The organism is Pseudomonas sp. MM227, assembly GCF_947090715.1.
Classification (GTDB): Bacteria; Pseudomonadota; Gammaproteobacteria; order Pseudomonadales; family Pseudomonadaceae; genus Aquipseudomonas; species Aquipseudomonas baltica.
In genome coordinates, this window is record NZ_OX352319.1 from 2,019,853 (window position 1) to 2,042,252 (window position 22,400).

General features: G+C 53.0%; 14 protein-coding genes and 1 pseudogene. 3 read left to right on the forward strand and 12 right to left on the reverse strand.

The window, feature by feature from the left end; all coding sequences use genetic code 11:
- Positions 1-389 precede the first annotated feature (389 nt).
- The 12 genes and pseudogenes from ONG87_RS09185 to ONG87_RS09235 form a co-directional block, all read right to left on the reverse strand.
- A complete protein-coding gene (locus ONG87_RS09185) occupies positions 390-2,744 on the reverse strand; it encodes a DUF4214 domain-containing protein (RefSeq protein ID WP_264382712.1) in 2,355 nt (784 codons plus the stop codon).
- 471 nt (positions 2,745-3,215) lie between these two features.
- A pseudogene (locus ONG87_RS09190) lies at positions 3,216-4,282 on the reverse strand (IS66 family transposase).
- Positions 4,283-4,300: 18 nt separating this feature from the next.
- Positions 4,301-4,447, reverse strand: a complete 147-nt coding sequence (locus tag ONG87_RS21135; RefSeq protein WP_367400468.1) for a hypothetical protein — start codon at positions 4,445-4,447, stop codon at positions 4,301-4,303.
- 25 nt (positions 4,448-4,472) lie between these two features.
- On the reverse strand, positions 4,473-4,697 hold the full coding sequence (gene tnpB, locus ONG87_RS09195; protein ID WP_264382713.1) for an IS66 family insertion sequence element accessory protein TnpB: 225 nt from the start codon (positions 4,695-4,697) through the stop codon (positions 4,473-4,475).
- A 259-nt stretch (positions 4,698-4,956) separates the two neighbouring features.
- Positions 4,957-6,060, reverse strand: coding sequence for a hypothetical protein (locus tag ONG87_RS09200; protein ID WP_264382714.1), 1,104 nt, complete (start codon positions 6,058-6,060; stop codon positions 4,957-4,959).
- Between the two features lie 66 nt (positions 6,061-6,126).
- Complete coding sequence (locus tag ONG87_RS09205; RefSeq protein ID WP_264382715.1) at positions 6,127-6,918, reverse strand: class I SAM-dependent methyltransferase; 792 nt, start codon at positions 6,916-6,918, stop codon at positions 6,127-6,129.
- 97 nt (positions 6,919-7,015) lie between these two features.
- Positions 7,016-8,104: a hypothetical protein gene (locus tag ONG87_RS09210; protein ID WP_264382716.1), complete on the reverse strand. Its 1,089-nt coding sequence runs from the start codon at positions 8,102-8,104 to the stop codon at positions 7,016-7,018.
- A 5-nt stretch (positions 8,105-8,109) separates the two neighbouring features.
- On the reverse strand, positions 8,110-9,570 hold the full coding sequence (locus ONG87_RS09215; RefSeq protein WP_264382717.1) for a glycosyltransferase: 1,461 nt from the start codon (positions 9,568-9,570) through the stop codon (positions 8,110-8,112).
- Positions 9,571-9,627: 57 nt separating this feature from the next.
- Entirely contained in the window at positions 9,628-11,949 is a 2,322-nt protein-coding gene (locus ONG87_RS09220) for a glycosyltransferase (protein WP_264382718.1), read from the reverse strand.
- 95 nt (positions 11,950-12,044) lie between these two features.
- On the reverse strand, positions 12,045-14,399 hold the full coding sequence (locus tag ONG87_RS09225) for a glycosyltransferase (protein ID WP_264382719.1): 2,355 nt from the start codon (positions 14,397-14,399) through the stop codon (positions 12,045-12,047).
- Positions 14,400-14,548: 149 nt separating this feature from the next.
- Positions 14,549-15,982 (reverse strand): DUF4214 domain-containing protein, encoded by a 1,434-nt coding sequence (locus tag ONG87_RS09230; protein WP_264382720.1) that lies wholly within the window; start codon positions 15,980-15,982, stop codon positions 14,549-14,551.
- Between the two features lie 17 nt (positions 15,983-15,999).
- Complete coding sequence (locus tag ONG87_RS09235; RefSeq protein ID WP_264382847.1) at positions 16,000-16,818, reverse strand: hypothetical protein; 819 nt, start codon at positions 16,816-16,818, stop codon at positions 16,000-16,002.
- 727 nt (positions 16,819-17,545) lie between these two features.
- On the opposite strand from ONG87_RS09235, the gene ONG87_RS09240 reads away from it, so the two are divergent.
- The 3 genes from ONG87_RS09240 to ONG87_RS09250 are packed head-to-tail and all read left to right on the forward strand — an operon-like array spanning position 17,546 to position 22,123.
- Entirely contained in the window at positions 17,546-19,369 is a 1,824-nt protein-coding gene (locus tag ONG87_RS09240; protein ID WP_264382721.1) for a type I secretion system permease/ATPase, read from the forward strand.
- A gap of 13 nt (positions 19,370-19,382) precedes the next feature.
- The gene (locus ONG87_RS09245; RefSeq protein ID WP_264382722.1) at positions 19,383-20,708 is read left to right on the forward strand and encodes an HlyD family type I secretion periplasmic adaptor subunit; all 1,326 of its coding nucleotides are present in this window, start codon (positions 19,383-19,385) and stop codon (positions 20,706-20,708) included.
- Entirely contained in the window at positions 20,705-22,123 is a 1,419-nt protein-coding gene (locus ONG87_RS09250) for a TolC family outer membrane protein (protein ID WP_264382723.1), read from the forward strand. The genes ONG87_RS09245 and ONG87_RS09250 overlap by 4 nt, the downstream gene beginning before the upstream one ends.
- Positions 22,124-22,400: the final 277 nt, after the last annotated feature.

Sequence of the window (22,400 nt, forward strand, 5' to 3'; positions counted from 1 at the left end):
CTGTTATGCGGCAACTTTCTCAACTGCATAGGCGATACGTCAGCGCTCGATAATCCCGCTTGGTCAAAAAATAGATAAACGTTTAGCTATGAATTGGAAGTTCGCCGTTCCAAGCCAAAAAGGCTTCGTAATCTTTAGCCGAGGATGCTGTAGGCAAACGCTCGATTGCATGGCTCAACCACGCATAGCGCTATTAGCCATTACCTTTGGCAGCATGGGTCAAGCTGAACAGTTTGGCGGTCGTCGCCGTTTGCAGTGCTGTGCGTGAAGAAACGCCCGAATAGGTCAATTAGCGATGCAAAGGCGTTCATCAACCAGCCACACCGGATGAAGCCCAGCGGAAATTGCGTCAGCAAGATTGGTTCAGTCCAACCTCTAGCGCGACTGCCTCAAGCCCAGTCAGCATGACCAATCAGTTGAATGAACCCGGCATCACCTTTGGTTAGTGCAATAGACTCTTCCGCGTTGGCAATATTGAATGCAACCTGTCCACGACTTGTGCCGCTGTCCAAAGAGTGGACCCAATAGGCCAGGCCGTCAGCGTCGCTGCCCCTATCCAGCACCTTGTTATAGAGCTGTCCGACAAAAGCTGCGTTGGTACCATCGGGCAGGCTTTTGGAAAATTCGGCGGATTTTACAAAAGCACTCGCAACTTGGATACCGGTTTCGCCTTTGGCGCCCTGGGACAGCCAGTACGTCATACCTTCGGTATCGGGATTACGACCTAGAATGGTATACAGACGACCAATGCTTGCCTGCGCTGCGTCGAGAATGAACAGCTCGCGATCTGCGAAATCGAGCACGTTGAAGCTATCAAGATTGAACTGCGCAGTAGCTCCCGAGGACCGGCTGACTGAGAGCGTGTCGGTATCGAGTGCGCTGATTGTGTAGGCGGATGCAACATCGTTGAAAATGAAGGTGTCGATACCAGAGTTGCCGACTAGCTGGGACACCCCATTGCTATCAAGCCTGACTTCCTGCTCACTAATCTGATCGTCGCCAACTGTGCCAGTGGCCAAGCCTTTGCCCACCACCATATCCAGATTGTTCCACGCGTTATGAGACACGAGCTTTATAAATCCCGTCTCGCCTTGCGACAGGTCACGGCTCTCGCGCGAATTCAGGAAGCTATCAATGACCAGTGTTCGACTCAAACCATCCTGCTGCAGCGTGCTCCAATACGCCACACCTGAATCATCGCCTGTGCGATGCAGAAGGGTCTGGTAGAGGTCAAGCACAAAGTCTCGATCATCAAGCCCGCTGTAGCGCTCTACCACTTCAGCAGAATTCAGAAAGGCATCGCGAATCTCTGCCTGCGAACTGCCCATCGCCTGTTGCGTCAACCAGTGACTTAAGCCCTGGTAATCAGGCGTGCGACCGAAGAGTGTATAGAGCCTGGCAACGTCAGCCTGACTCTCGGTGAGCGCGATGTGATGAAGCTCCGAGCCGAAGCTTAACGAGACAGTGGCGTTACTGTCGGCATTGAAAGTCCCGTATCGGCTACGAAAAGCCATCAGCACTTCGTCAAGAGTGGCGGTTTGCTCCATAAAAGCCAGCTTTTCGATGCTTGAAAGCGTGTCGACGTCGGACGTTTGCGCATCGTGAACGCTGAGGGTGCCTTGGCTTAAAAGCTCGGCTTTGTAGGTTGCAAAGTATCTGGCGCCTTCTTCGGCATACATCGCTGTGTCCGTGCCGCTACCACCATTGAGCATGTCCGAGCCAGTCCCACCCATTAGCCGATCGTTGCCATCGCCGCCTTGGAGTTGGTCATTGCCCGCGCCCGCATCAAGAAAATTACCTATTGCATTGCCGATCAGCGTATCTCCGCCTGCACCCGTGACGGCATTCTCGATGACCGTCCCGCGTGCGATTGCAATATTCGATAGACCGCCATATACGCTGGAAAAAGCTTCGCTTCTCAAATCGACTGTCTGGGCGCCGACATAGGTGCTCACGTTGATCGTGTCGTTGCCACCCGAATCATAGATCGTGGCTACCCGGCCGAGCATGAAGTCGGTTCCGGTTGTGGCGCCAGCCGTGTCGAAACGGTAAGTATCATCACCCGTGCGGGTGACGGCGGTGCCGTACAGCGACTGGATGGCTACTATATCTGCCAGCATGGGGGTAACGACGTAGCCGAAAGAAGCGTTGGAATAGGTATTCTCGTCCTGACTGAAGTAGGACATCACCGAATACTTCCAGCTGTCCTCTTGGTAAAACGCATTGTTGGGAAAAGCCGCGCTGCCGTTGTAATTGCCCGCATGGCCCAACCCCAGCGCGTGGCCGATTTCATGAATGTAGGTTTGCACATAATACGAACCGTACTTCACCCAATCGGAAGCGATGTTGACGCTGCTGTTCGAAATGATGCTGCCTGCATAGTTGGAGCTGGAGTAGGCACCGCTTTTGTTTTCGCTAAAATTGATCGCGCCGGCGGCGGCGGTTTCCACAAATTTGATGCCACTGACGTTTGTCCAGGTTTGCAGCGCATACTTAGCAACAACCTGCGCCGTTGAGCTCAACCTGGCTAGGTTGACGGTGAGTGAGCCACCAGCGTGCACGTCAAAATGGTGCTGGGAGCCGCCAGTGGCGTCGTGCCAAAAGCCATCGGTCAGGTAGCTGGCTTGCTGGTCCAGCGTCAGATGCTGAAGCTGGGCTTGGCTGGTGGCTGTCCGCTGGCTCACATCCTGGCTGGTCGATCCTCGGGCCCAGAGTTGAGTAAGTGCATCGCACATCGAACACATGTAAAACTCCGGGGCGAGGCACGCCTGGCCAGATCAATGACGTAACAATCGGGTGTGGATCGGTGATAGGTTCGAGCCGCTGAGCCAGTGTTGAAAGTTAGCGTCATGACCTTCATGCAGATTTGACCCGCGTCCGTCTCGACGATGGTTCTGTGCTCAGCGAATGTAAGTCAGTGCACGATCGGACACCCTTGATGCCCATTCCTGAGGACGTTATCGACATGCTGGCTGGAGACTGAAGGCGTTTTTTCGGGAGCCGACGAAATACATTTGGACTGCATAGGAAGAATTGTGCTGACTGGTGGAGTGTGATCGCACGCGCGTGACGTTTTGTCTAGCGCCGGGGTCACCCGACCGTGCAACTTGCCACAGTCCTACGCAGCGAAGGACAGTCTGAACCTCACCTTGGAGGTAGAGCGCTTTGCCCGCCAACCCGTTCAGATTGTAAGCGCTTCATAAACCTCACCGATCTTAATATGGCTGGCGCGACCAGCTAGGCGATGGGGGTGAGCAGTTCCACGGCAGCAAGGCTTCGTAATCTTCAACCGATGTCGCCTTTGGCAGGCGCTCGAGTGCGTGGCGCAGCCACACATAGGGCTCTTGGCCGTTGGCTTTGGCAGCCTCGACCAGGCTGTAAAGTTGAGCACTGGCCGTCGCGCGCTTAGGAGTGTTGCTAAACAGCCAATTCTTTCTTCAGATCACGAAGGGACGGGTCGCGCGTTCAGCGGCGTTGTTGTCGAGCGGCAGTTAGCCTTCCCCGACGTATAGCGTAAGCTTGCTCCAGTTACTTGCAAGGTAACTAATGGCTTTGCCCAGGGCATTCTGAACTGTGACTTGTGGCTGCGTCTTTTCGATCTAGCTTTTTAACTGAGCCAGTATCGGTACGCCTTGTTCGTGACGACCGATCTTACGTTCAGCGTCGCCGCAAACATTTAGATCGCGGTCGATACCGTAAAGCTTGTTGATCAGATTCAGCGCGATATCTGCGCGCTCCGTTTTACCATTAGGCTGCACTTTCTGGGCTTCAACGAATTTGCGACGCGCATGAGCCCAGCATCCTAAATGCTCAACTCCAGCTTGGTCGCCCAGTGCGTTGTAACCGGCATAATCATCGGTCAGGACGTAGCCACGATAGCCATCCGCATCGGGACGATTGCAAATTGTTCGCTTATTTTCCCGCCAATGGCGTGTCTGCGGCAACCGCAGGCGCAGGTCAGTTCATGCTCGGGCAGCTCGCGGATAACTTCGATGCGCGGCAGATCCGCAGGCAGTGGCTTGCGCTTGCCACGGCGCTTGGCGGGTGCTACGACCTCTTCTTCAACTTTCTGGTACCCCAGTTCAACCTCGTGTTCCGGTTCTTTGAACAGCGCCATCTGGGGAGCCGCCAGGTCGATCGACTACTCCAATTTTCAACCGAACAGCCGCTGCCTGAGAAGTGTAACTTGTTCTTCGAGCAAGCCCATCCTAGATTGCATCTTTGCAAGCTTCTGCTTGAGCAATTCAGGATCATCAGGGAGGTGGTCGGGCACGAAATTTATGCCATGGATTACACCGAATCAGGCGACGAATCGCGGAGTCAAAACCTGATGAGGATGGTTACGCCAGAGGTCAAAACGATCGAGTAGCCAATTGAGTTCCTGCACAGTCAGGACAATTGCTTCGTCCGTGACATCGGGCGATGTTTTGAAACGCTCTGACTCCAAGCGCTTGAGCCAAAGGCAGAAGCCGTTACGTTCCCCAGTACAAGATCTTCACGCGATTGCGCAGCTTGTTGAGGAAAATAAAAAGCGCTAGGTCAAATACCGCGACATTGATATCTAACTCGACCCTCGTAGCTAGGCCATCAATGTATTTTCGGAAGCCGACGGGCTTGGAGTAGAGATACACTTTTCGACTTTGGCGTCGGGTCGCATCATAGCGGATGAGGTCTTGAGAGAATCGGGAGCACAGCATCCCGCATCACCTGAGCACTTTGTATGTGGGGTTCATAGAGCGCTTACGGTAGACCGCTACAATGTGCGACTTTTTGGCGTGTAAGGCGATAAATAGCCGGCCTTTCAAGGCCGGCTAAAGGTGTTTAAAGTGCAGCGACAGAAAGGCTGTCTATGTGCTGGACTGTGTATATGTTATGCCAAATACGGTTGTAAATGGGTATTTATTTCTTCTTTGCATAGACTCTTATATGCCAACAGGCTCAATATTCGATAATTATTCAAGCAAGATCTGAGGTTGAAAGGAATTTAGATTCCACTGCTTTGCGAACTAGATTCTTAGTGTTTCTGGATACGGCCTTACCTTGCATCTCAAATCTTTTAAAGGTCTTTATAAACATCTCTTTTTGGCCGGAAAGGAATAATCCTTCTAAATACTTATCATCAAGATCAATCTCGATAACATTGTTATCCGCAAATTTCGAGTAAAGCTCAAAAAGGCTGTCCAGTCTACCAGTCTCTATGCAATGAGCTACGAAAGCCATAACTGTCATTCGTGCTTTTGCTTTATCAATATTGAGACCCGACTTTTTTCGCCATTGTATGACTTCGATGGATTTATCAAAAAGCTTAGATGCTGTACCATGACGTCCCCGGCTTTGAGAGTTTAAAGCAGCGTACATCCATGTAATGCCCGACTCCGCACGTACCTTTCTATATATTTGCAGTAATGAAGGGTAGGAAGTGTGCGCCTCTATGAGCGCTAGGATGAATTTTGAAAGTATCCCCGATTCATTAAGAACTGCGAACACCTCGTGCCCTGAAAACGGCAGGTGTATAGACTTGGCATGCCTTATGTGATCAAGTATGATTTGCGCGTGCGAATTGTCCTGTGCGTGGTATCTGTCGTAAAGAATTGCCGTGTTGAGAGGAAAGGATTTTTCATATAACCAGTCATCCGAAATATGGTCAATTCTTTCCCAGAATTGCGAGAAGCGTTTATCAAACTCGGATTTAACGCCGCTTAATGCGGCTTGCGGTGAAATGGATATGACGCTTGATGCTTCGAGATAGTTTGCGTACTTCAATACACCATAGCCGCCCATGCTCACGCCATAGAGGACGATCTTGTCGAACCTAGCAGTGTAGGTCTTCAATATTTTTATTGCGCTTTCAATATATTCGTATTGATACCAGTGATTCCATTTAGGGATAACGTAAATGGCACTTATTTCGTTGGATTCGAAAAATTTCACGCCGAACCCGTCATCCTTTCCCATATTTCTGTTTTCATCTATGAGAGGGGAGAATGAGATGACAAGCGTTTTATTATTGTGATAGCTACTAGAGAGCACCACGTGCTCATCATTGTAATATAGTTCCATTCAGCTTTTCTCTACAGAATGTATATTCAAAGTCCTACAAGACCAATCGGTCACGCCTGACTATGGTCAATCGACTAGAGTCTTAGTACTTTGAGTTTCCGGTTTGCTGTAGGTTCCATTTGCTTTTGTGGAAGGCGCTACGTCTTCTATCTCCCCGACGACCCATCTCTTGCCTAAGCTATTATTTTCGATGCTTTTTTTCTTGATAATGCAGATCGAGTTACTGAAAGACACTGAGTGGATCTGTGCCAACTCATCATCACCTAATTTTATGGCTGCATCGAACGGCGCAAGAAGATCTTGCCTCGAACCGGGTATACCCCAATGCTCAAAATTAACTATGTCAACCAGCTTTTTCAAGAAAGCCATAGCTGAGGTGTTCGCAGTTAAACCGCCTTCAAATCTCGACCAATAGCTACAATGCAGATCTTCAATAACGTAGGTGCCATTATCGGCCAGCAAGGGAAATAGAGTGGCAAATGTATGGACGATGTCGGAGCTGACGTGTGAGCCATCATCAATGACTATATCAAATGTAGAAGCATGTTTACGGATCGCCCAAAGGGTTTCAGCAGCGTTGATATCTCCAGGGACGAACCGTATAGCACCATTGCTAAAAGCGATATCGGCGCACAAGGGATTTATGTCACATCCTACTATGCTATCCGCCATGCTAAAATACTTCGCCCAAATCTCGAGTGATCCTCCATTTTGAACGCCAATCTCCAGCATGTTTATGCGTTGTTTACTGTAAGAACTAAACAAGTCATCATATTTTGTTAGATATGACTCCCATTTATCAGAGACCAGTCCTTTATGGTTGCTGTACAAGTCTTTTAATTTATTAAATTTTTGCATATAAGTCTCGAATTTTATAGGTATACGCAGTTTATATTCACTGCTTGGCTATATTTCTCCTCTGAGTCAGTGCTTAGAGGAGAAGTCGAGCAGAATTCTAGGAGTATAAAAAGATCCGTTGAGACATATTGGTGGGTGCCGGGGTCTCAATAGCGCTCAGTATTTGACGATCAAAGCTTTCACAGTCGAAAGGCTTTAACTTTCCAGTAATGGGGGCAGTGAACTCCAGTTTCAAGATTTCTTCGGGCGATTGAAAAGTCGTCGCATGAGTCATCGAATCTGAGACTGCCGATAAACCCTCGCACCAAAAAACTGCAGTAGGGACCTTATGCAGCTCAAAATCAAGCAAGCAGGTCGATATTGTCGTAATGCCTGCTGCCGCGTGTTCGATAACGTCTTCAGTAGTGTCCATCGAGTGAAAATAAATATCCTTGTCGTGGCCATACCTGAAAATATTAGGTGGTTTCGCGCCCAGCATATTATTAAGAAGATTCATTTGGCTCAGCTCGGCTGAATGGTGACACCATATGAATAGTTCGGAAGGCCTTGATCGCGCATATTCAAAAATTGACTGAGCGAGTACCCGCTGCTCATCGAATCCATACATGTACCAATTCGTATTGGTAGTGATGACGGTATAGATAGGCACTTCAATATCATTGATTTTTCGTATGCGTTCTTCCCGGTGTCTCGGGTAGCCTACTGAATCATTATCAAACCAGCTGATTTGAAAGTTAGCAAATGTTGGTACTGGATAGCCAGCCCCGTGTGTATTGGATGCCGTGTTTACAAATTGAGAGTCATCGCTGAAATTGAAGCCCCACTGATATAGCCCATGAGGGACCTCTATTATCGGAAGGCCGCATGCAATGCAAGCCTTTATGATGGCGGAGAATTTTTCATTCAAAACGGGGCTAATGTGCCCTACAGTAGTTATAACTGCGCTAAAGATGCTAGTGAGCATAATGACAGACTTATAGTCTGAGGTCATTTTTACGTTGGCCGGTAAAATATAATCCGTTTGAAAACTATATTCCTTGTGGACGTTATTTATATATATCAAAAACTCAAACTTTGATTTTAACGCTGAAAATACTGCTAATTCAGCTTGTGAAAGATTGTTAGTGACAAAGAGAATCTTTTGTGGTGAGGAGTGAGCAGCTGGAGTAGAGGCTTTAATTAACATATGCATTAATCCTGAACCGTAAACTTTTGTAGGACGTCCGATCTTGCCGTGAGCGCCACGTTTTTAAGAACAGTAGGATTCTTGATGATGTACTTTATCTGTTCGTACCAATCTGATTGGCTTGTGCATAACCATCCGTTCTCGCCGTTAACTATCACATCTCTGAATTCAGCCAGTGGACTCGCTATGATCGGGACAGCCTGCGATCCACATTCGATATACTTTATATTTGATTTGGCATTGTTGAATATGGTGTCTTCTAATGGCGCTAATGCAAGATCATGCTGCGCAATAACATCATACATTTCTTTAAGGGAAACTCTTGGGATCACCTTGATGTAGTCGTTATATAGGGCTAAGGGGCCAGGGTTGCCACCAGTGTTTCCGAGATATGTTATTTCGAATTCATTTGGGAATTCTTGCGCGAGCTTGACCAAGGTACCATGCACTATGGAATAGTCTTTCTTATGTGTTGCAGTACCAGACAGATAAAGCAGTTTTATCCGACGCTTGCCGAGCGTCGATAACCTATCCCACGATATATCTTCGCGAGCAACCATAGAGGTCATAATTCTATTTTTCACTATTTTTATAGGTTTGCCGAGATTTGCCAGACCTTTTGCAATTTGTGGAGTGCTGCAATGAAAAGCATCTGCGTATAAAAGAAACGCGGATTTATTTATTAAGCTTTTCCGAGCGGCTTCAACACTCGTTCCGTCTGAAGAGCGAACATGGCCCAAATATTCAGCGTGCTCGGGAAGCAATAGGTCGTCGTAGTCAAGTGTCACCTTGACTCCAATATTTTTCGCTAACTCTATAAGGTAAAAGGCTGTCTCAGTTCGTTCTGGTCTAGAGAAAATAATTTCTTTACAGTTGAATACAGCCCTTACTAGCTTAAGAATTTCTGTTTTTCCACTGTAGACTAGATTCTTTTTGTAGTCTAAAGACTGAAATAGGCAGCGGTAAATAAAAGAGCCATCGCGAAGCTCTGCGCTTGATAAGAATAACGTTGTTTCACTGGTTATATTAAATGTTTTATTATGGTTTAATAAGCCAGGTCGGCAGAGTTCCCGCGATTCAGCATGGCCGTAGGTAAAATAGTGCTCTGCCGCGTGCATTCCACTGGATGCTATATCCTTGTATTTCTCAGTGTACTTATCTTCGCTGATCACGCATTTGTATAGGAATTCAGGATCAATGTCTGGCCGTTCACGCAGAAGTTGATTCAGGAATCGTTGGTTTGGATTAGTGTCTGCGCGTATGGTGATCGGCGGGGTTGATATCTGCTGGTTATTTTGGGCATTTGGAGCTGTTGATAGGTGCTTTATGTCTGAAACAAATACCGGCGATGCTTCAATTCTAGTAGCGCTCGATGACATCTGTGTAGCGCTTTTCTTGTGTTTCTTGGTAGATTTCATGTGGTTGTTTGCCCAGAATGAATCAGTGTTTATTTCAAGATCCGACATGCATGCGGTATGATCCAGTGCATACATGCGCCATGGTATATATTGCACACATTGATGTTAGTGAGTATTTAAGTTAGTGTTAGATAACGTTGGTGGCGCCGTCAGTAATAAGTTTTTATTAACACCCATTGAATTTCTACTCCTGGCGGATTGCGCGAGTGGAGGAAGTGCCAAGCCGTTATAAGGGCCTGTCAGATAGTCATTGCTCAAGCCTGGGTGATAGGTACGGTCTGCAGCAAAGCTATAGCTCCATCGGTAGGCAAATAAAGACTGTTCCCGATCCGCTCTGTTCCGCTTCGAAGCTGTATTGTCTTTCCCCCGACTAGCCGATTCGGCGTGTATTAGCTTTGCATCGGCAGCCCATATCAACTTAAATCCAGAAGCGACTAGTCGTATGCATAGATCCACGTCGTTGAATGCAATCGGATAGGCAGTTTCATTCATTCCACCATGCTCGAGATATATCGAATTTTTTATCAGCAAGCATGCGCCTGTTACGGCCATTCGTTGGTGGGTTAACTGGTTAAGCCCTAGATACCCACCATCGTTATCCAAGCTTTTATTCCCGGCGTGAGCCGCAAGGCTATTGGTGCCGAGAACGACTCCACCATGTTGGACCATCCCATTAGGCCATAAAAGTTTGGCTCCCACAGCGCCGACTCCGTCTCGGGCCAGCTGGCTTACCATTTCTTTTAGCCAATCCTTTGAGAGAATTTCGATGTCGTTGTTAAGTAGGCAAATCAAATCGCCTGAGGCAATTTCAGCCGCTCTATTATTAACTGCTGGATAGTTAAATGGGTATGGGTGATCTAGTACGATCACGTTCCGTTCCTTCAGTTCAGACAGATAAAGCAATGTATCCGGCTCACTGGAGTCATTATCAACGATAATGACTTCCATATTTGGATAGTCAGTCTCAGTTAATACCCCCTCAACGCAAGTCCGCAGTAACTTTAGCTGATCGCGAGTTGGAATGATAATCGACACCCGAGGTAATATCCGTGGTAAGGGCCACCTTGCCCTGAGCAGCCCAGGGAAACCGACTACCGGCTCGACGCCCGCTCCCACTGCTAGCAAGTCGACCATCCATGCCATTGCAGCCTCGCGGGCCTCGCAACGTGACGCATCGGCTGGCGTAGTAGGGCGGCTGGAGTGTCGGTGGTAGATCACCTTGGGTAAATGAACGACGGTCAGCTTAGTGTTTTCTGTATCTAGAGCCACAGCAGCGAGCATCGTATACCAGTTAACTGCCAAGCTATCTGTACGCTGGACTCTCTTGACGGCCTGCTCAAGTGTCGAGGTAGCGAAAATCGCACCCGGCGAAAAGACATCTGCTCCTATGAACAGATCAATATCCCATACTGGCTTCAGCCATGGAGAAGATCGTTCTCCATTCGGCCCATCGCAGTCACAATCCGCGAATGCCCAAGCTGTATCGTTGTCCAGCAACGGAATCAAGTGGTCTAGTGCATGAGGCGCCAGTCGGTCCCCGGAGAATAAGGGCACGATACTGTCGCAGTTTTTTTCAAAAAGGCGTCGCAGACCCGGGATTACATTCGAGGAACCCACAACTTCGATGAACGCAGCGGGATATCGTTGTTGGCTGATGCTCAGCTGCGAGACTGCATCCATCTGCACGTCACCATCGCTGATAATCAGCACACCACAGGTTGATTTCAGTCCTGTTAGGAGAGGTCCAGGCTTCTGAAAAACCTCATACCACTCAGCATAGTGATGAAAGCCGGCACTTTTCGGCAGGAGCAGTTCCTGATGGCGTGCGACGTTGGCAAGCAAATCTACTTGCGTTCTATCACCGATGCTCGCGGCATTGTTGCGCAGAAGAGCCTCTATACCCTCTGGCCAGCAGCACAACGTCAGCGGGCTACCCGACAACGGCTCGCCTAGATCATTGTGTACGTCGAGGGAGTGCACCTGGCCATCGGCGAGCGCCCAAGGTAGATCGAGTTCGAATCCGTGCTTGCGGCTGGCTTTGTAGGTCAGGGCGTGATGCAGGCGGTCAGCTACAACCGTGGCGACGATATCCGTCCCTTTTCTGACGGTAACGGTCACTGTGCGGTTGGGGTCGTTAGCATCGAAGGCCCATCCACTTACTTTCAATCCTCCGGTGTGCCATACCTGCGATGCTATGGGTGCCGGTTCGGAAGGCGGGGGGGCAGGCAGCTGAATCGTCCCGTCCAGCCACTCCTCATGATTAGCAACCCGGGCCGAAATAATCTTGGCGCCCGCCAGCCAGCTTTCACGAAGCTGTACGGCGAATCCATTGAAGTCATCGCCGGCCGGTGCGCCTGGGTGGAATTCACTGGCCTTTGCAAATGCGACACTGTTGCCGTCGATGTAGATCTCGACCACGAGGCGCATGTCAGGTTTGGCCGGATCCAGTGCCCATCCTTGGAGCACATCCCCATACAGTCCGCTGATCTGTCCGCAAGTCAGGCCGATGGTAGTTAGATCATTCATAATTCTGTCAGGCTCGATGCCTTTTTCCTTGATGTATCCGTATGCGCAGAGGCATGGGAATTGGCTTCGCTGAAACTGTCTTGATACAGCTGGTGCAACGGCAACTCATACAGTGCAGCCATCCGCTGGCAATGAGCATCGACAGCCCGGCTCGTGTCCAGACTGACCAGTTGCTCATAGCCACTCAACGCTGCGCATTGCGCGTGGGTCAGTCCGTCGAGAATGACCATGTCGCGCACTGTGCCAGTGGTTCGTAGTGATCTTGCAGCGGGGGTATCGCCTTCGATGCAGGGGGCATTCCCACTGGCGTTTTTTGGAAGTTTTCGTGCGAGATCGAGCCACTTGTGCAGTAAGTCCGGTCTCGACAGATCGTCAGCAATGATCGCGCGCTGGTCCATGATCTGTGGGATGCAGCCCGCTGACTCAATCGGCGGCACGGCTTGCTCGGAGATGTCCAGGCTCAATGCTGTAAACAGCTGCTGCAATTCTCCAGGTATGCGCACATGGCCCGACGTCAGTAACTGGTCTGCACCGTTGGCGATAAGGAGTGCAAGGGTATCGCGCAGCTTCTCCGTGTCTCTGGGCAGCGTGTAGTCGATCGCCGTTGTCAGGGGGTAAGTTGCCGCAGAGAGGGTGGCTACTATGCCTGCATCACCCTGGCGGTAGCCGAGGGTGAGGGGCAGGTCGTCATCGGATCCAGGCTGGAGATAGAGAGGTATGGAAGCGCCAGCACGTTTAACTTCGCTTTTCAGCCACTTCAACAGGTTGTCCAAACGGGCACCTTGCAACACGTTACGTGCGGGCCGTAGCGGGTCCCGTTTGCAGAAAGCCTCATAATCGGCTTCGGCGGTAGGGAAACGCATGCGCAAAATGGCGTTGTTGTAGGCCACTCGTAGCATTTTTTCCTCTTTGAAAGAAACGCCCCCTTTATGGGCCACAAATACATGAGTCGCCCCCATATGTCGCCACCCAGACCGGCGAGCACGCAAGCACCAGTCAGTTTCTTCGCCGTAGCCTCGGCTCAGGTGCACCTCGTCCAGGTAACCCACTGCATCCAGGGCAGCACGCTTGATATACAGGCAAAAACCGCACCCGGTTTCCAGTTCCACAGCCGGACTGGCGATGTCGCTTGCCAGTCGGTCCAGCCCGGCCTGTTCCTCGGCGGTCGGCATGGGTGAACTCACCCGGCTCACTGGAAAGCTCATCAGTTCGCCGTTGTTGGTGAATGGCGTCACCGAGGCTATATCGTCGGCACCATAGGCGGTATCTCGCAGGCGATCCAGCCAGTTGCCGTGCACACGTGTATCGGCGTTCAGCCAGACGACATCCTGGCGAGGACTGAGTGCCATAGCGCGGTTCATTGTGCGTATGAAGCCCAGGTTCACCGGCTGCTGTATCAGCGTGATCTTGCCCTTGCTTGCCAATACCTTGAGCGCCTTGCGCAAAGCGGGTAACGGCGTCGCATCGTCCAGCACCACAAGCCGGTGGGGTGTATCGTTGAGTTTACGCGCGGCGATGGCGCTGTTGATGCACTCCAGGGTTTCTTCAAGGCCGTCGTAGACAGGGATCAGAACGTCGACCGGGTGTGGTCTACCCACATCGACGACGGCCGCTGGCGGGACGAACGTAGGCATGGCCGACACTGGGCTGCCCAGAAGGGGAAGGCCCGTCCCAAACCTCACGGTAACTGCCTGCGTGGGATTTGGCACCTTGATGCGTATTCCGCCGTGGGTAGCGGGCAGGCCTGCGGCTGTAAGCAGGGGGTGCGCGACGTTGGCCAAGACCGACATGGTATTCGTGTTGGCTTCCAGCTCGATCGCAACTGGTACGTGTACATTGCGCAAGTCGACGGCCCAGCCTTGAATTTCCTTTTCCTCGGGCAGATAGCGCACCACGCCGATCGTGCTCGGTGAGTCGGTTTGGGCAGCAAGTATCTTGAGTACGAAACTCAGCTCGTTGGGAGCTGTGATATCCGGCAAGTGAGCAAGAATCATGCGGCGAAGTTCAGCAGGGCTCGCCGACTGACTACGGGCCTGCCACAGGATCATGCGTAGGGAGGGATCGTTTGGAAGCTTTTGCCATATGGCAGACAAGTAGCGGGTGGCCAGTTCGGGCTGACCTTGCGCGAGCATACTGCGGCCGAGCAGCGCGTGGACGTCCGCACGATCAGGAAGAGCGTGAGCGGCATTGCTCAAATAAATAAAGGCCAGCTTGGGGTCATCGGGCAGGGCGTCGATACCTTTCCAGATCAGCGCTTCTGGGCGATATTCGGGCGTCTGCAGCGCAAGCTCGAGCATTGAGGCTGCAAGTTCGTGCTCTTGCGCTTCGCGATGACGATGAAAAATGTCCATGAGCGTTTCTCGCCCACGGTCGAGGTTTATGGACATGGCTGGCGGATTCACTAGAAAAAATAAAAAGAGGGGCGACCCTAAAGTCGCCCCTTTTTCGAATGACACCCGCCTTGCGGCGGATGACATTCAGCTTGCTACGACTGGGTTGATTAGACCTGGCCGTGGATCACGATCACGTTGTCGATGTTTTCGGCCGCTTCTGGCGAACCGACGATAGCGACAGCGACTTCGGCCTGGGTGACGCCCTGAGCCAGGGAGTCGACCCAGAATGCCTTGCCTTCAGTATCGGCAGGACGATCCAGTGCATTGCTGTACAGAGTGTCGATGAAGTCAGCGTTGACTTTAGTAGCAGCCTCAGCCGAGTTCACGATGCTCTGAGCGATGTCACCACGGCTTGCGCCGTTGAACAGCGCGGTTACCCACGAGTTCAGGCCTTCAGCATCCGAATCACGACCCAGTGCCGACTGATACAGGCTTTCAACGTATTCGCTGTTGCTCTGATCAACGGTGATCGCGTCTGGCGACAGGGCGAAAGTAGTGGCTACGTCGGCACGCGAAGCGCCGCTTGCCAATACATTCGACCAGTACTCAACATCGGTCGCTTCAGGAGCAGTACGCTCCAGCAGGTTCTGATACAGGCTGGTGACGAAAGCTTCGCTTGCATCGGCCTTGAACTCGAAGGAGTCCAGGAACGATTGAGCGATGCTACCGGTCGCTACGCCCTGATCAGCTGCGCCAGCCCAGACTTTAGCGCCTGCTGCGTCAGCATCGCGGCCCAGAATGCCTTGGTACAGGCGCAGAGCTGCGGCCTGATCTTCGGAAGTAGCCAGAGCAATCGACTCTTCGTTGTCGAAAGCCAGGAACTCAGCGTTGGTGATGGATGCGGTCTGTGCACCGGTGCCATCAACGTTGAAGTTGTTGCCTGCAACGAAATCGTAAGCGGCACGCGAACCCTGCAGTGTTACTACGTCATAGCCTTCGCCAGCATTTACGACGTCAGAGGTACCAGCCAAGAAGATCTGGTCGTCGCCAGCGCCGGAGATGATCACATTGTTGCCAGCGCCACCGTAAATGGTGTCGTTGCCAGCGGCAGTGATGATCACGTCGTCGCCTTCACGGCCATCAACGTAGACATTCTGGTCGCCAGTGAAGATCAGGGTGTCGTTGCCGTCGCCGGAAGTAACGATCAGGTCTGGAGTGGATTCAGTAGCTGCGGTGGCAGCGACTTCGCCTTCTGCCAGAGCAGCGAAGGTAGCAACAGGAGCTGGGGTATCGAACGATACGACCAGATTTGCTTCGCTATCGAAGATGAATGCTTGAGCTGCAGAGAGCTCGGCAGGAATAGCCAAAGCAACGTTATCACCAGCGGCGCCGGCGATTTCAGCCGTAACCAGCTGAGCGGTAGTCCCGACTGGCGAAACTGGAGCGGACAAGCCGTCCCACGAAGCAACGCTTACAGTTGCAGCAGTGTCCAGTGCCAGCAGGGTGCTGATGGCAGCGGCAGTGGTGGAGGACAACAGAGTAGGGTTGTTGGCCAGCGAACCTTTCAGTTCGGTCGCGGAGTAAGGCTGGTCGTATTGCATGTGTGATTCCTGTTACTTCAGGCCATCTGGCCTGTGCTGCTAGTTTTCTGCTTCAATGCAGAGTTTTCCCACGGAGACTTATAGCGGGGGGCGTTCATCTTCGTGACGGGATCTATTGAGAGATGCAGCGCCACCAGAGGCTCAGTGCCTGTGGGGCCATACATCATCTGATTGGCAACGACGAGCTGCGGCGATGAGCCGGAAAACACGATGTGGCCAGAAAGTTCGTACAAGCAGCGGTTTGGCCCTACCAGGCTGAACCCTGCAGAAATGAGGGGTGAGGCTTTGCCACGAGTGCCACTGAAGGTTCCGGCCGCGACATTTGGGCTAGGGCCTGATCCGGCAACCGTCGAGGTGTAGACGAGGTCTACACCTTCAGGCTTGTTGTCCCATATGACACAGAAGCCCTCCAGACGCTTTGTGCCGTCATGCTCGCCAACCCATCCTTTCGTTGACTCGACATCGCCTGCACCTTGCAGGTGTGCAATGAGCCGTAAGGTTGCGGGAGCGATTTCGGCTGTCAGTGCCGGACTGGGTTCAGGGGTGGCCACGACGGCAAAATTGCGCATGATGGCAGGAGAAGTATCGATACGATCAATGCGCAGATCAACAGGGTCGATTTCGGCTTCAAACATGTGGTATTCGGTGATCAGGACAGTGGCTACGCCACTTTTTACGCGAGCCACTATGGTGTCGCCCAGATGCGTAAGCATGTTCTTGCTAACGCCTTCGGCAGGGAAGAAATCAATTGACCCTTTACCCAATGGCGCTTGCTGTAGCGAGATGCAGACTGGCTTGTCCGCTGGTGGCTGAGACGCGTACCGGAATATATACATTCCAGGCTCAAGCAGTGTTACCCGCGAGCTGATTTTCAGGCCATCAAGTGCATGCGAAGGCAGTGACATGAATTTCCATTTCCTGTTGGCTTGAACACACTGTGCCATCTAAAAACGGCAAACCTGTAACAAATGGCTGGGCCAGTGGTGGCCTTCCTTCCGGCGAGAATGATTGAGCTAGACGGGGGACCCTGTCAATCGCTGATTGTAAAATTCTTTACACGATGTCTAAAACGTTGACCTGAATCAGGTTTTCCTAGTTGTTGCAGTGTGTTACAGCTCAGGTTGAGTCAGATGAAGATTATACCCTGCTACGGAATGATGTTTTGATAAAGCTATGAAAATCAGAGGCTTACGGTAACTAAAAATCTTATGATATAACCTATGACAATTTTTAGTCGTTAAAGTAGTAGCTTTGAGCCAGTATCTAGCGCGCTGAGTTGTTGAGTGTCTGCCTGGTGAGCAGCCATAGGCGCTTTCATAGTCTGAGCGCCGCCGGCATGCGTGCACCTAAAGCCCTTTCCGCAATTGGGTTGATGGCAATTGTATGCTTGCTGAACAAAATATTAGGAAAATTCCTATATTCGCTAGTGATCCTTTTCCATATGCTTTTGAAGTTTCCGGCCGCTGAGGGCTTTGTGCCTTGTCGCACTAACGATCACACCCTAGTCCGGAGCGCGGGTGGTACACTGCGAATCGTTCTCGCCTTTTTTCAAGTACGGATATTATGAGTCGTTCACCAGATAACAACTTGCAGACGGCCCTCAAGGCCTGCAAAAGCAGCTTCATTTCTGTCGGTGTGTTCAGCTTTTTCGTCAACGCGCTGATGCTGGTTCCAACGTTCTACATGATTCAGATATCCGGTCGGGTCGTGCCGTCCAGCAGCAGTTCCACACTGATCATGCTGACGCTCATTCTCACGCTGTTGATGATCACGCTGGGGGCGCTCGAGTGGGTTCGCTCGCGGATGATGGTTCGGATCAGCAATCGGTTGGATGTGCTGCTCAGCAGGGACGTCTACCGTGCCAGCTTCAAACGTGCACTCACCAGTGGCGGTATGGATGCAACGGCGCAGTCGCTGAACGACCTGACGGCCCTGCGGCAATTCATGACCGGCCCTGGGCTTTTTGCCTTCTTCGACGCCCCCTGGTTTCCGATCTACACCGCCGTTATGTTCCTTTTCCACCCGTGGTTCGGCTGGATGACGGTGGCGTGCGGGGTAGTGCTGGTGGTGCTGGCATTCCTCAATCACCGTTTCACTACACAGGCCTTGGCCGACGCCAATCAACAAAGCGTCAAGTCCAATGTCGCCACCACCAAGAACCTGCGAAACGCCGAAGTCATCGAGTCCATGGGCATGCTCGAGACGCTGATGAACCGCTGGGCGGTGCGTCAGCGGCGAATACTGCTGTTGCAGTCCAATGCCAGTGACAAGGGCGGCGCGGTCACCTCCATTTCCAAGACGTTCCGTATGTGGTCGCAGTCGATCATGCTGGCGATGGGGGCTTATCTGGTGATCATTCATGAGATCAACCCTGGCCTGTTGATGGCTGGTTCCATTTTGCTCGGGCGCGCGCTGGCGCCGATTGACCAGATGATCGGCAGCTGGAAGGGCTTCGTCGCCGCCAAGGTTCAGTACGCGCGCTTGAACGAGGTGCTGGACAAGCTCAATGCCGAGCCGGAACGCATGGCCTTGCCAGCGCCACAGGGCCATATTCAGGTCGAGAATCTGGTGGTAGCGCCGCCCGGCGCCAAAGCCCCGGTGATACGCAACATCAGTTTCGTGGCGCCGGCGGGTTCCATCGTCGGCATCGTTGGGCCGAGCGCCGCAGGCAAGTCGACCTTGGTGCGAGCGTTGATGGGCATCTGGCCGCCACAGCATGGCGTGGTTCGTCTCGATGGCGCCGATATCAGTACCTGGGACAAACACGAGCTGGGCCCGTATGTCGGCTATCTACCCCAGGATATCGAGCTGTTCGAAGGCACCATCAGCGACAACATCGCGCGTTTCGAAAAGGTCGATGCCGAGAAAGTCGTGCTGGCCGCGCAGATCGCCGGCGTGCACGAGATGATTCTGATGCTGCCCGACGGTTACGACACCATCATTGGCAGCGATGGAGTGAACCTGTCGGGTGGCCAGCGTCAGCGGGTGGGCCTGGCGCGCGCGCTGTATGGCAGCCCCAAGCTGATCGTGCTCGATGAGCCCAATTCCAACCTCGACGAGGTGGGTGAAAGAGCCCTGGGCGTGGCGTTGCAGAAGGTCAAGGAAACCGGTGCGACGGTATTCATCGTTTCGCATCGACCCAACATCCTGTCTCGGCTGGACCACATTCTGGTGATGTCGGCAGGAACGATTTCGATGTACGGCCCGCGCGACAAGGTGATCGCCGAGTTGGCGGCGCAACAGGGCAAAGCCCAACCGCGCGTTGCCCAGCCAACCCAGGGTGCGCCTGCCGCCCCGGCTGCGGCGAATCCTGCGACCGCACCAGCCGCTCCCGCTGCGCCGCAGCCCCCCGTGGGCCCGGCCAACACCCAATCGAACGGCGTGTGAAAGGATTTCATCGATGACCAGTAAAGCCATTACCACCTTCGACCACAATTTCGATGACATGCCTATCTCCGATCGCGGCATCCGCCGTATCGGTTTCACCATCATTTTCGTAACCTTCGGAATATTCGGTACCTGGGCTGCCGTTGCGCCGCTGAGCAATGCCGTGCATGGCAGCGGCATCGTTACCGTGCAGAGCTATCGCAAGACCGTCCAGCATCTGGAAGGCGGCATCATCAAGGAACTCAATGCGCGCGACGGCGACATGGTCAAGCAGGGCGATCCCCTGATTGTGCTCGACGAAGCACAGCTCAGCGCAGAATACGAGTCCACCCGTAACCAACTGATCGTGGCCCGCTACAAAGAGGCGAGGCTCCGTGCCGAGCGCGATGGGCTGCAGTCTGTTCCGCCGGTGCAGATGGTTGGTACTGACTCGGACCGTGCCATGGAGGCATTGGCGGGTGAGCAGCAGGTGTTCAAGGCTCGACATGACTCGCGCCTTGGCGAAATCTCCGTGCAGCGCGAGCGTATCAGTCAGCTGAAGCAGCAGATCCTCGGTCTGCAAGGCATGATCAGAACGAAGCAAGGCTTGGAAAAGTCCTACAGCGGCGAGATCGTACAGCTTAAGGATTTGCTGTCTCAAGGTTTCGTCGATAATCAACGCTTGCTGGAGCAGGAGCGCAAGCTCGACATGCTCAAGACCGAAGTGGCCGACCATCAGTCGAACATCATCAAGACCCAACTGCAGATCAGCGAGACTGAGCTGTCGATCGTGCAGTTGAACAAGCAATTCAACTCGGACGTGGCCAACGAGCTATCTGATGTGCAGGCTCAGGTATTCGATCTTCAGGAAAAGGAAGCAGCGCTTAACGACCGTTTGTCGCGTGTTGTCATTCGTGCCCCGGAAAGCGGCATGGTCCTGGATATGAAGGTGCATACCGTGGGGGGCGTGGTCAGCGCCGCCACCCCATTGCTGGACATAGTGCCGGCAGCGGCCGAACTGATTGTCGAGGCTCATGTCGCCCCGGCCGACATCGACAGGCTGGAGCTTGGCAAACGCGCGGACATTCGCTTCAGCGCGTTCAACAATGCGACCACGCCAGTAATCGAAGGCGAGGTCACGCGAATATCTGCAGATGCCTTGAAAGACGAACGCTCCGGTGATGCCTACTACCTGGTCCGCGTGAAAGTGTCCGACGATGGCATGAAGAAGCTTGGCGATCGCAAACTGCAGCCAGGCATGCCTGCCGAGGTCTTGATCAACGCAGGTGACCGTACAATGCTTGAATACCTGCTCAAGCCGGCCCGTAACATGTTCGCCAAGTCGATGATCGAGGAATGACTGTGTCGCGTTTGTTACCTGGTGTGATGTTGAGCATGTTGGCGTTGCAAGCCGTTGGCGCCGAACCGCTGGTTCCCAACGATGTTCCGCCCAAGCCAGCGGTGTCGGCTTCGACCTACGCACTGGACCTGGCCGGGCTGTACCGTGAGGCGCGCCTGGAAGATCCGCGCGTGCTGGCAGCGTATGCCCGGGCGCGGTCCGCGTCCGAGCAGCAGCGCGAAGCTCTGGGCGGCTTGCTGCCGCAGTTGTCGGCGCAGAGCAATTTCAACCGAATTCTGCGCAAGGACGACGCCGCGCGGGAAATCTACGACAACAAGAGCTATTCCCTGAGCCTGACTCAATACCTCTACAACAAGACCGCTTGGGAAGGTTGGCAGAAGGCCAAGAGCGTTACGGCGCAGAAAGGCGCCCAGGCCGAAGATTCCCACGCCGAGGCCACGGTGGATCTGGCCAAGCGATACTTCATCGCGTTGGCCGCCGATGACGAACTGGAGCTGGTGCAGGCCGAGAGGCGGGCTACGCAGAAGAACCTTGATCGGATCAACATGCTCTACGAGCGGCAGATGGCCAAGATCACTGATCAGCTCGACCTCAAGGCGCGGGTCGATGCCCTGGCGGCGCAGGAAGTGGATGCGCGCAACCAGGTGCAGGTCAGTCGTGAGGCGTTGTCCGAGATCGTCGGTCGGCGAATCGACGAGCGGTTGAGCCGGGTCCGCAACGATGTGGCCTTGCAGGCGCCGACTGCGCCGCTTGCCAATTTCGTGTCCCAGGCCATGGATGCTAATCCTTTGCTCAAGGCCTACCAGAGTGGCGCCGAAGCGGCCGATGCGGCGGTGCGCGAAGGCAAGGGCGGGCACTATCCGCAACTGAGTGTGAGCCTGAGTGCTCAGCAAAGTGACGTGGGCTACGACAATACCTTGACGCCTCGCAGCGACAGCTACGTGGCGACGCTGGGGGTGCGGGTACCGATCTACAGCGGCGGTTCCACGTCGGCGCGGGTTCGGGGTTTGTACGATGACCAACTGGCTGCCGAGCAGGAACTCGAAGGTGTGCGTCGGCAGGTGGTCAAGGAAACGACCACTTCCTACCTGACCGCCCAGGCCAGTGTGGAGAAGATGCGCGCGAACAAGAACGCGTTGTCTTCGGCGCAACAGTCGAGCGTGGCCGCGCAGAAGGCGTTTGCCTATGGCGTGGTGAACGCGGTGGACGTGTTGACCAGTGTGCAGAACGAGTTCAAGGCGCGCAGGGATTTGTTGAGGTCGCAGTACGACTTCATTACCAACCTGTTCATGTTGAATCGTTGGAGTGGCAAGTTGAACCAAGAGAGTGTCGACAGTGTCAACGTCTGGCTCAGCCCCGAGCCGGAACAAGGTTTGCCTGGTGGTGATGTTGCCAAGGTGAAAACCAAACCCTGATTGATGCTGTATCGCCGATGTAACAACTCTGTAGAAACTGTGTAGAGCCCTCTGTGGGAGCCTATGTGGGAGCGGTCAGTGGCTGCGAAAGAAACACCGCGGTGTATCGGTTAATCCGTGGTGTTCTTTTCGCGGCCACTGACCGCTCCCACGGGGTGTGCGGCGTGTGCAGCGTGACGGCGGGGGAATGGTGCCGGTGTTGGAGGCTGGGCTGAGCTGGCGGGGATATGTATACTCCGCGCTTTGTTAAGTCGAGCGCCGGTGCTTTGCGCGGCCG

Coding starts and splice junctions, on each gene's coding strand:
- ONG87_RS09250 (WP_264382723.1), top strand. CDS start 20,705: ATGACTGTGTCGCGTTTGTTACCTGGTGTGATGTTGAGCATGTTGGCG.
- ONG87_RS09235 (WP_264382847.1), bottom strand. CDS start 16,818: ATGTATATATTCCGGTACGCGTCTCAGCCACCAGCGGACAAGCCAGTC.
- ONG87_RS09245 (WP_264382722.1), top strand. CDS start 19,383: ATGACCAGTAAAGCCATTACCACCTTCGACCACAATTTCGATGACATG.
- ONG87_RS09200 (WP_264382714.1), bottom strand. CDS start 6,060: ATGGAACTATATTACAATGATGAGCACGTGGTGCTCTCTAGTAGCTAT.
- ONG87_RS09225 (WP_264382719.1), bottom strand. CDS start 14,399: ATGGACATTTTTCATCGTCATCGCGAAGCGCAAGAGCACGAACTTGCA.
- ONG87_RS09230 (WP_264382720.1), bottom strand. CDS start 15,982: ATGCAATACGACCAGCCTTACTCCGCGACCGAACTGAAAGGTTCGCTG.
- ONG87_RS09240 (WP_264382721.1), top strand. CDS start 17,546: ATGAGTCGTTCACCAGATAACAACTTGCAGACGGCCCTCAAGGCCTGC.
- ONG87_RS09220 (WP_264382718.1), bottom strand. CDS start 11,949: ATGCGCCTCGTGGTCGAGATCTACATCGACGGCAACAGTGTCGCATTT.
- ONG87_RS09205 (WP_264382715.1), bottom strand. CDS start 6,918: ATGCAAAAATTTAATAAATTAAAAGACTTGTACAGCAACCATAAAGGA.
- ONG87_RS09185 (WP_264382712.1), bottom strand. CDS start 2,744: ATGTGTTCGATGTGCGATGCACTTACTCAACTCTGGGCCCGAGGATCG.
- tnpB (WP_264382713.1), bottom strand. CDS start 4,697: ATGCTGTGCTCCCGATTCTCTCAAGACCTCATCCGCTATGATGCGACC.
- ONG87_RS09215 (WP_264382717.1), bottom strand. CDS start 9,570: ATGTCGGATCTTGAAATAAACACTGATTCATTCTGGGCAAACAACCAC.
- ONG87_RS09210 (WP_264382716.1), bottom strand. CDS start 8,104: ATGTTAATTAAAGCCTCTACTCCAGCTGCTCACTCCTCACCACAAAAG.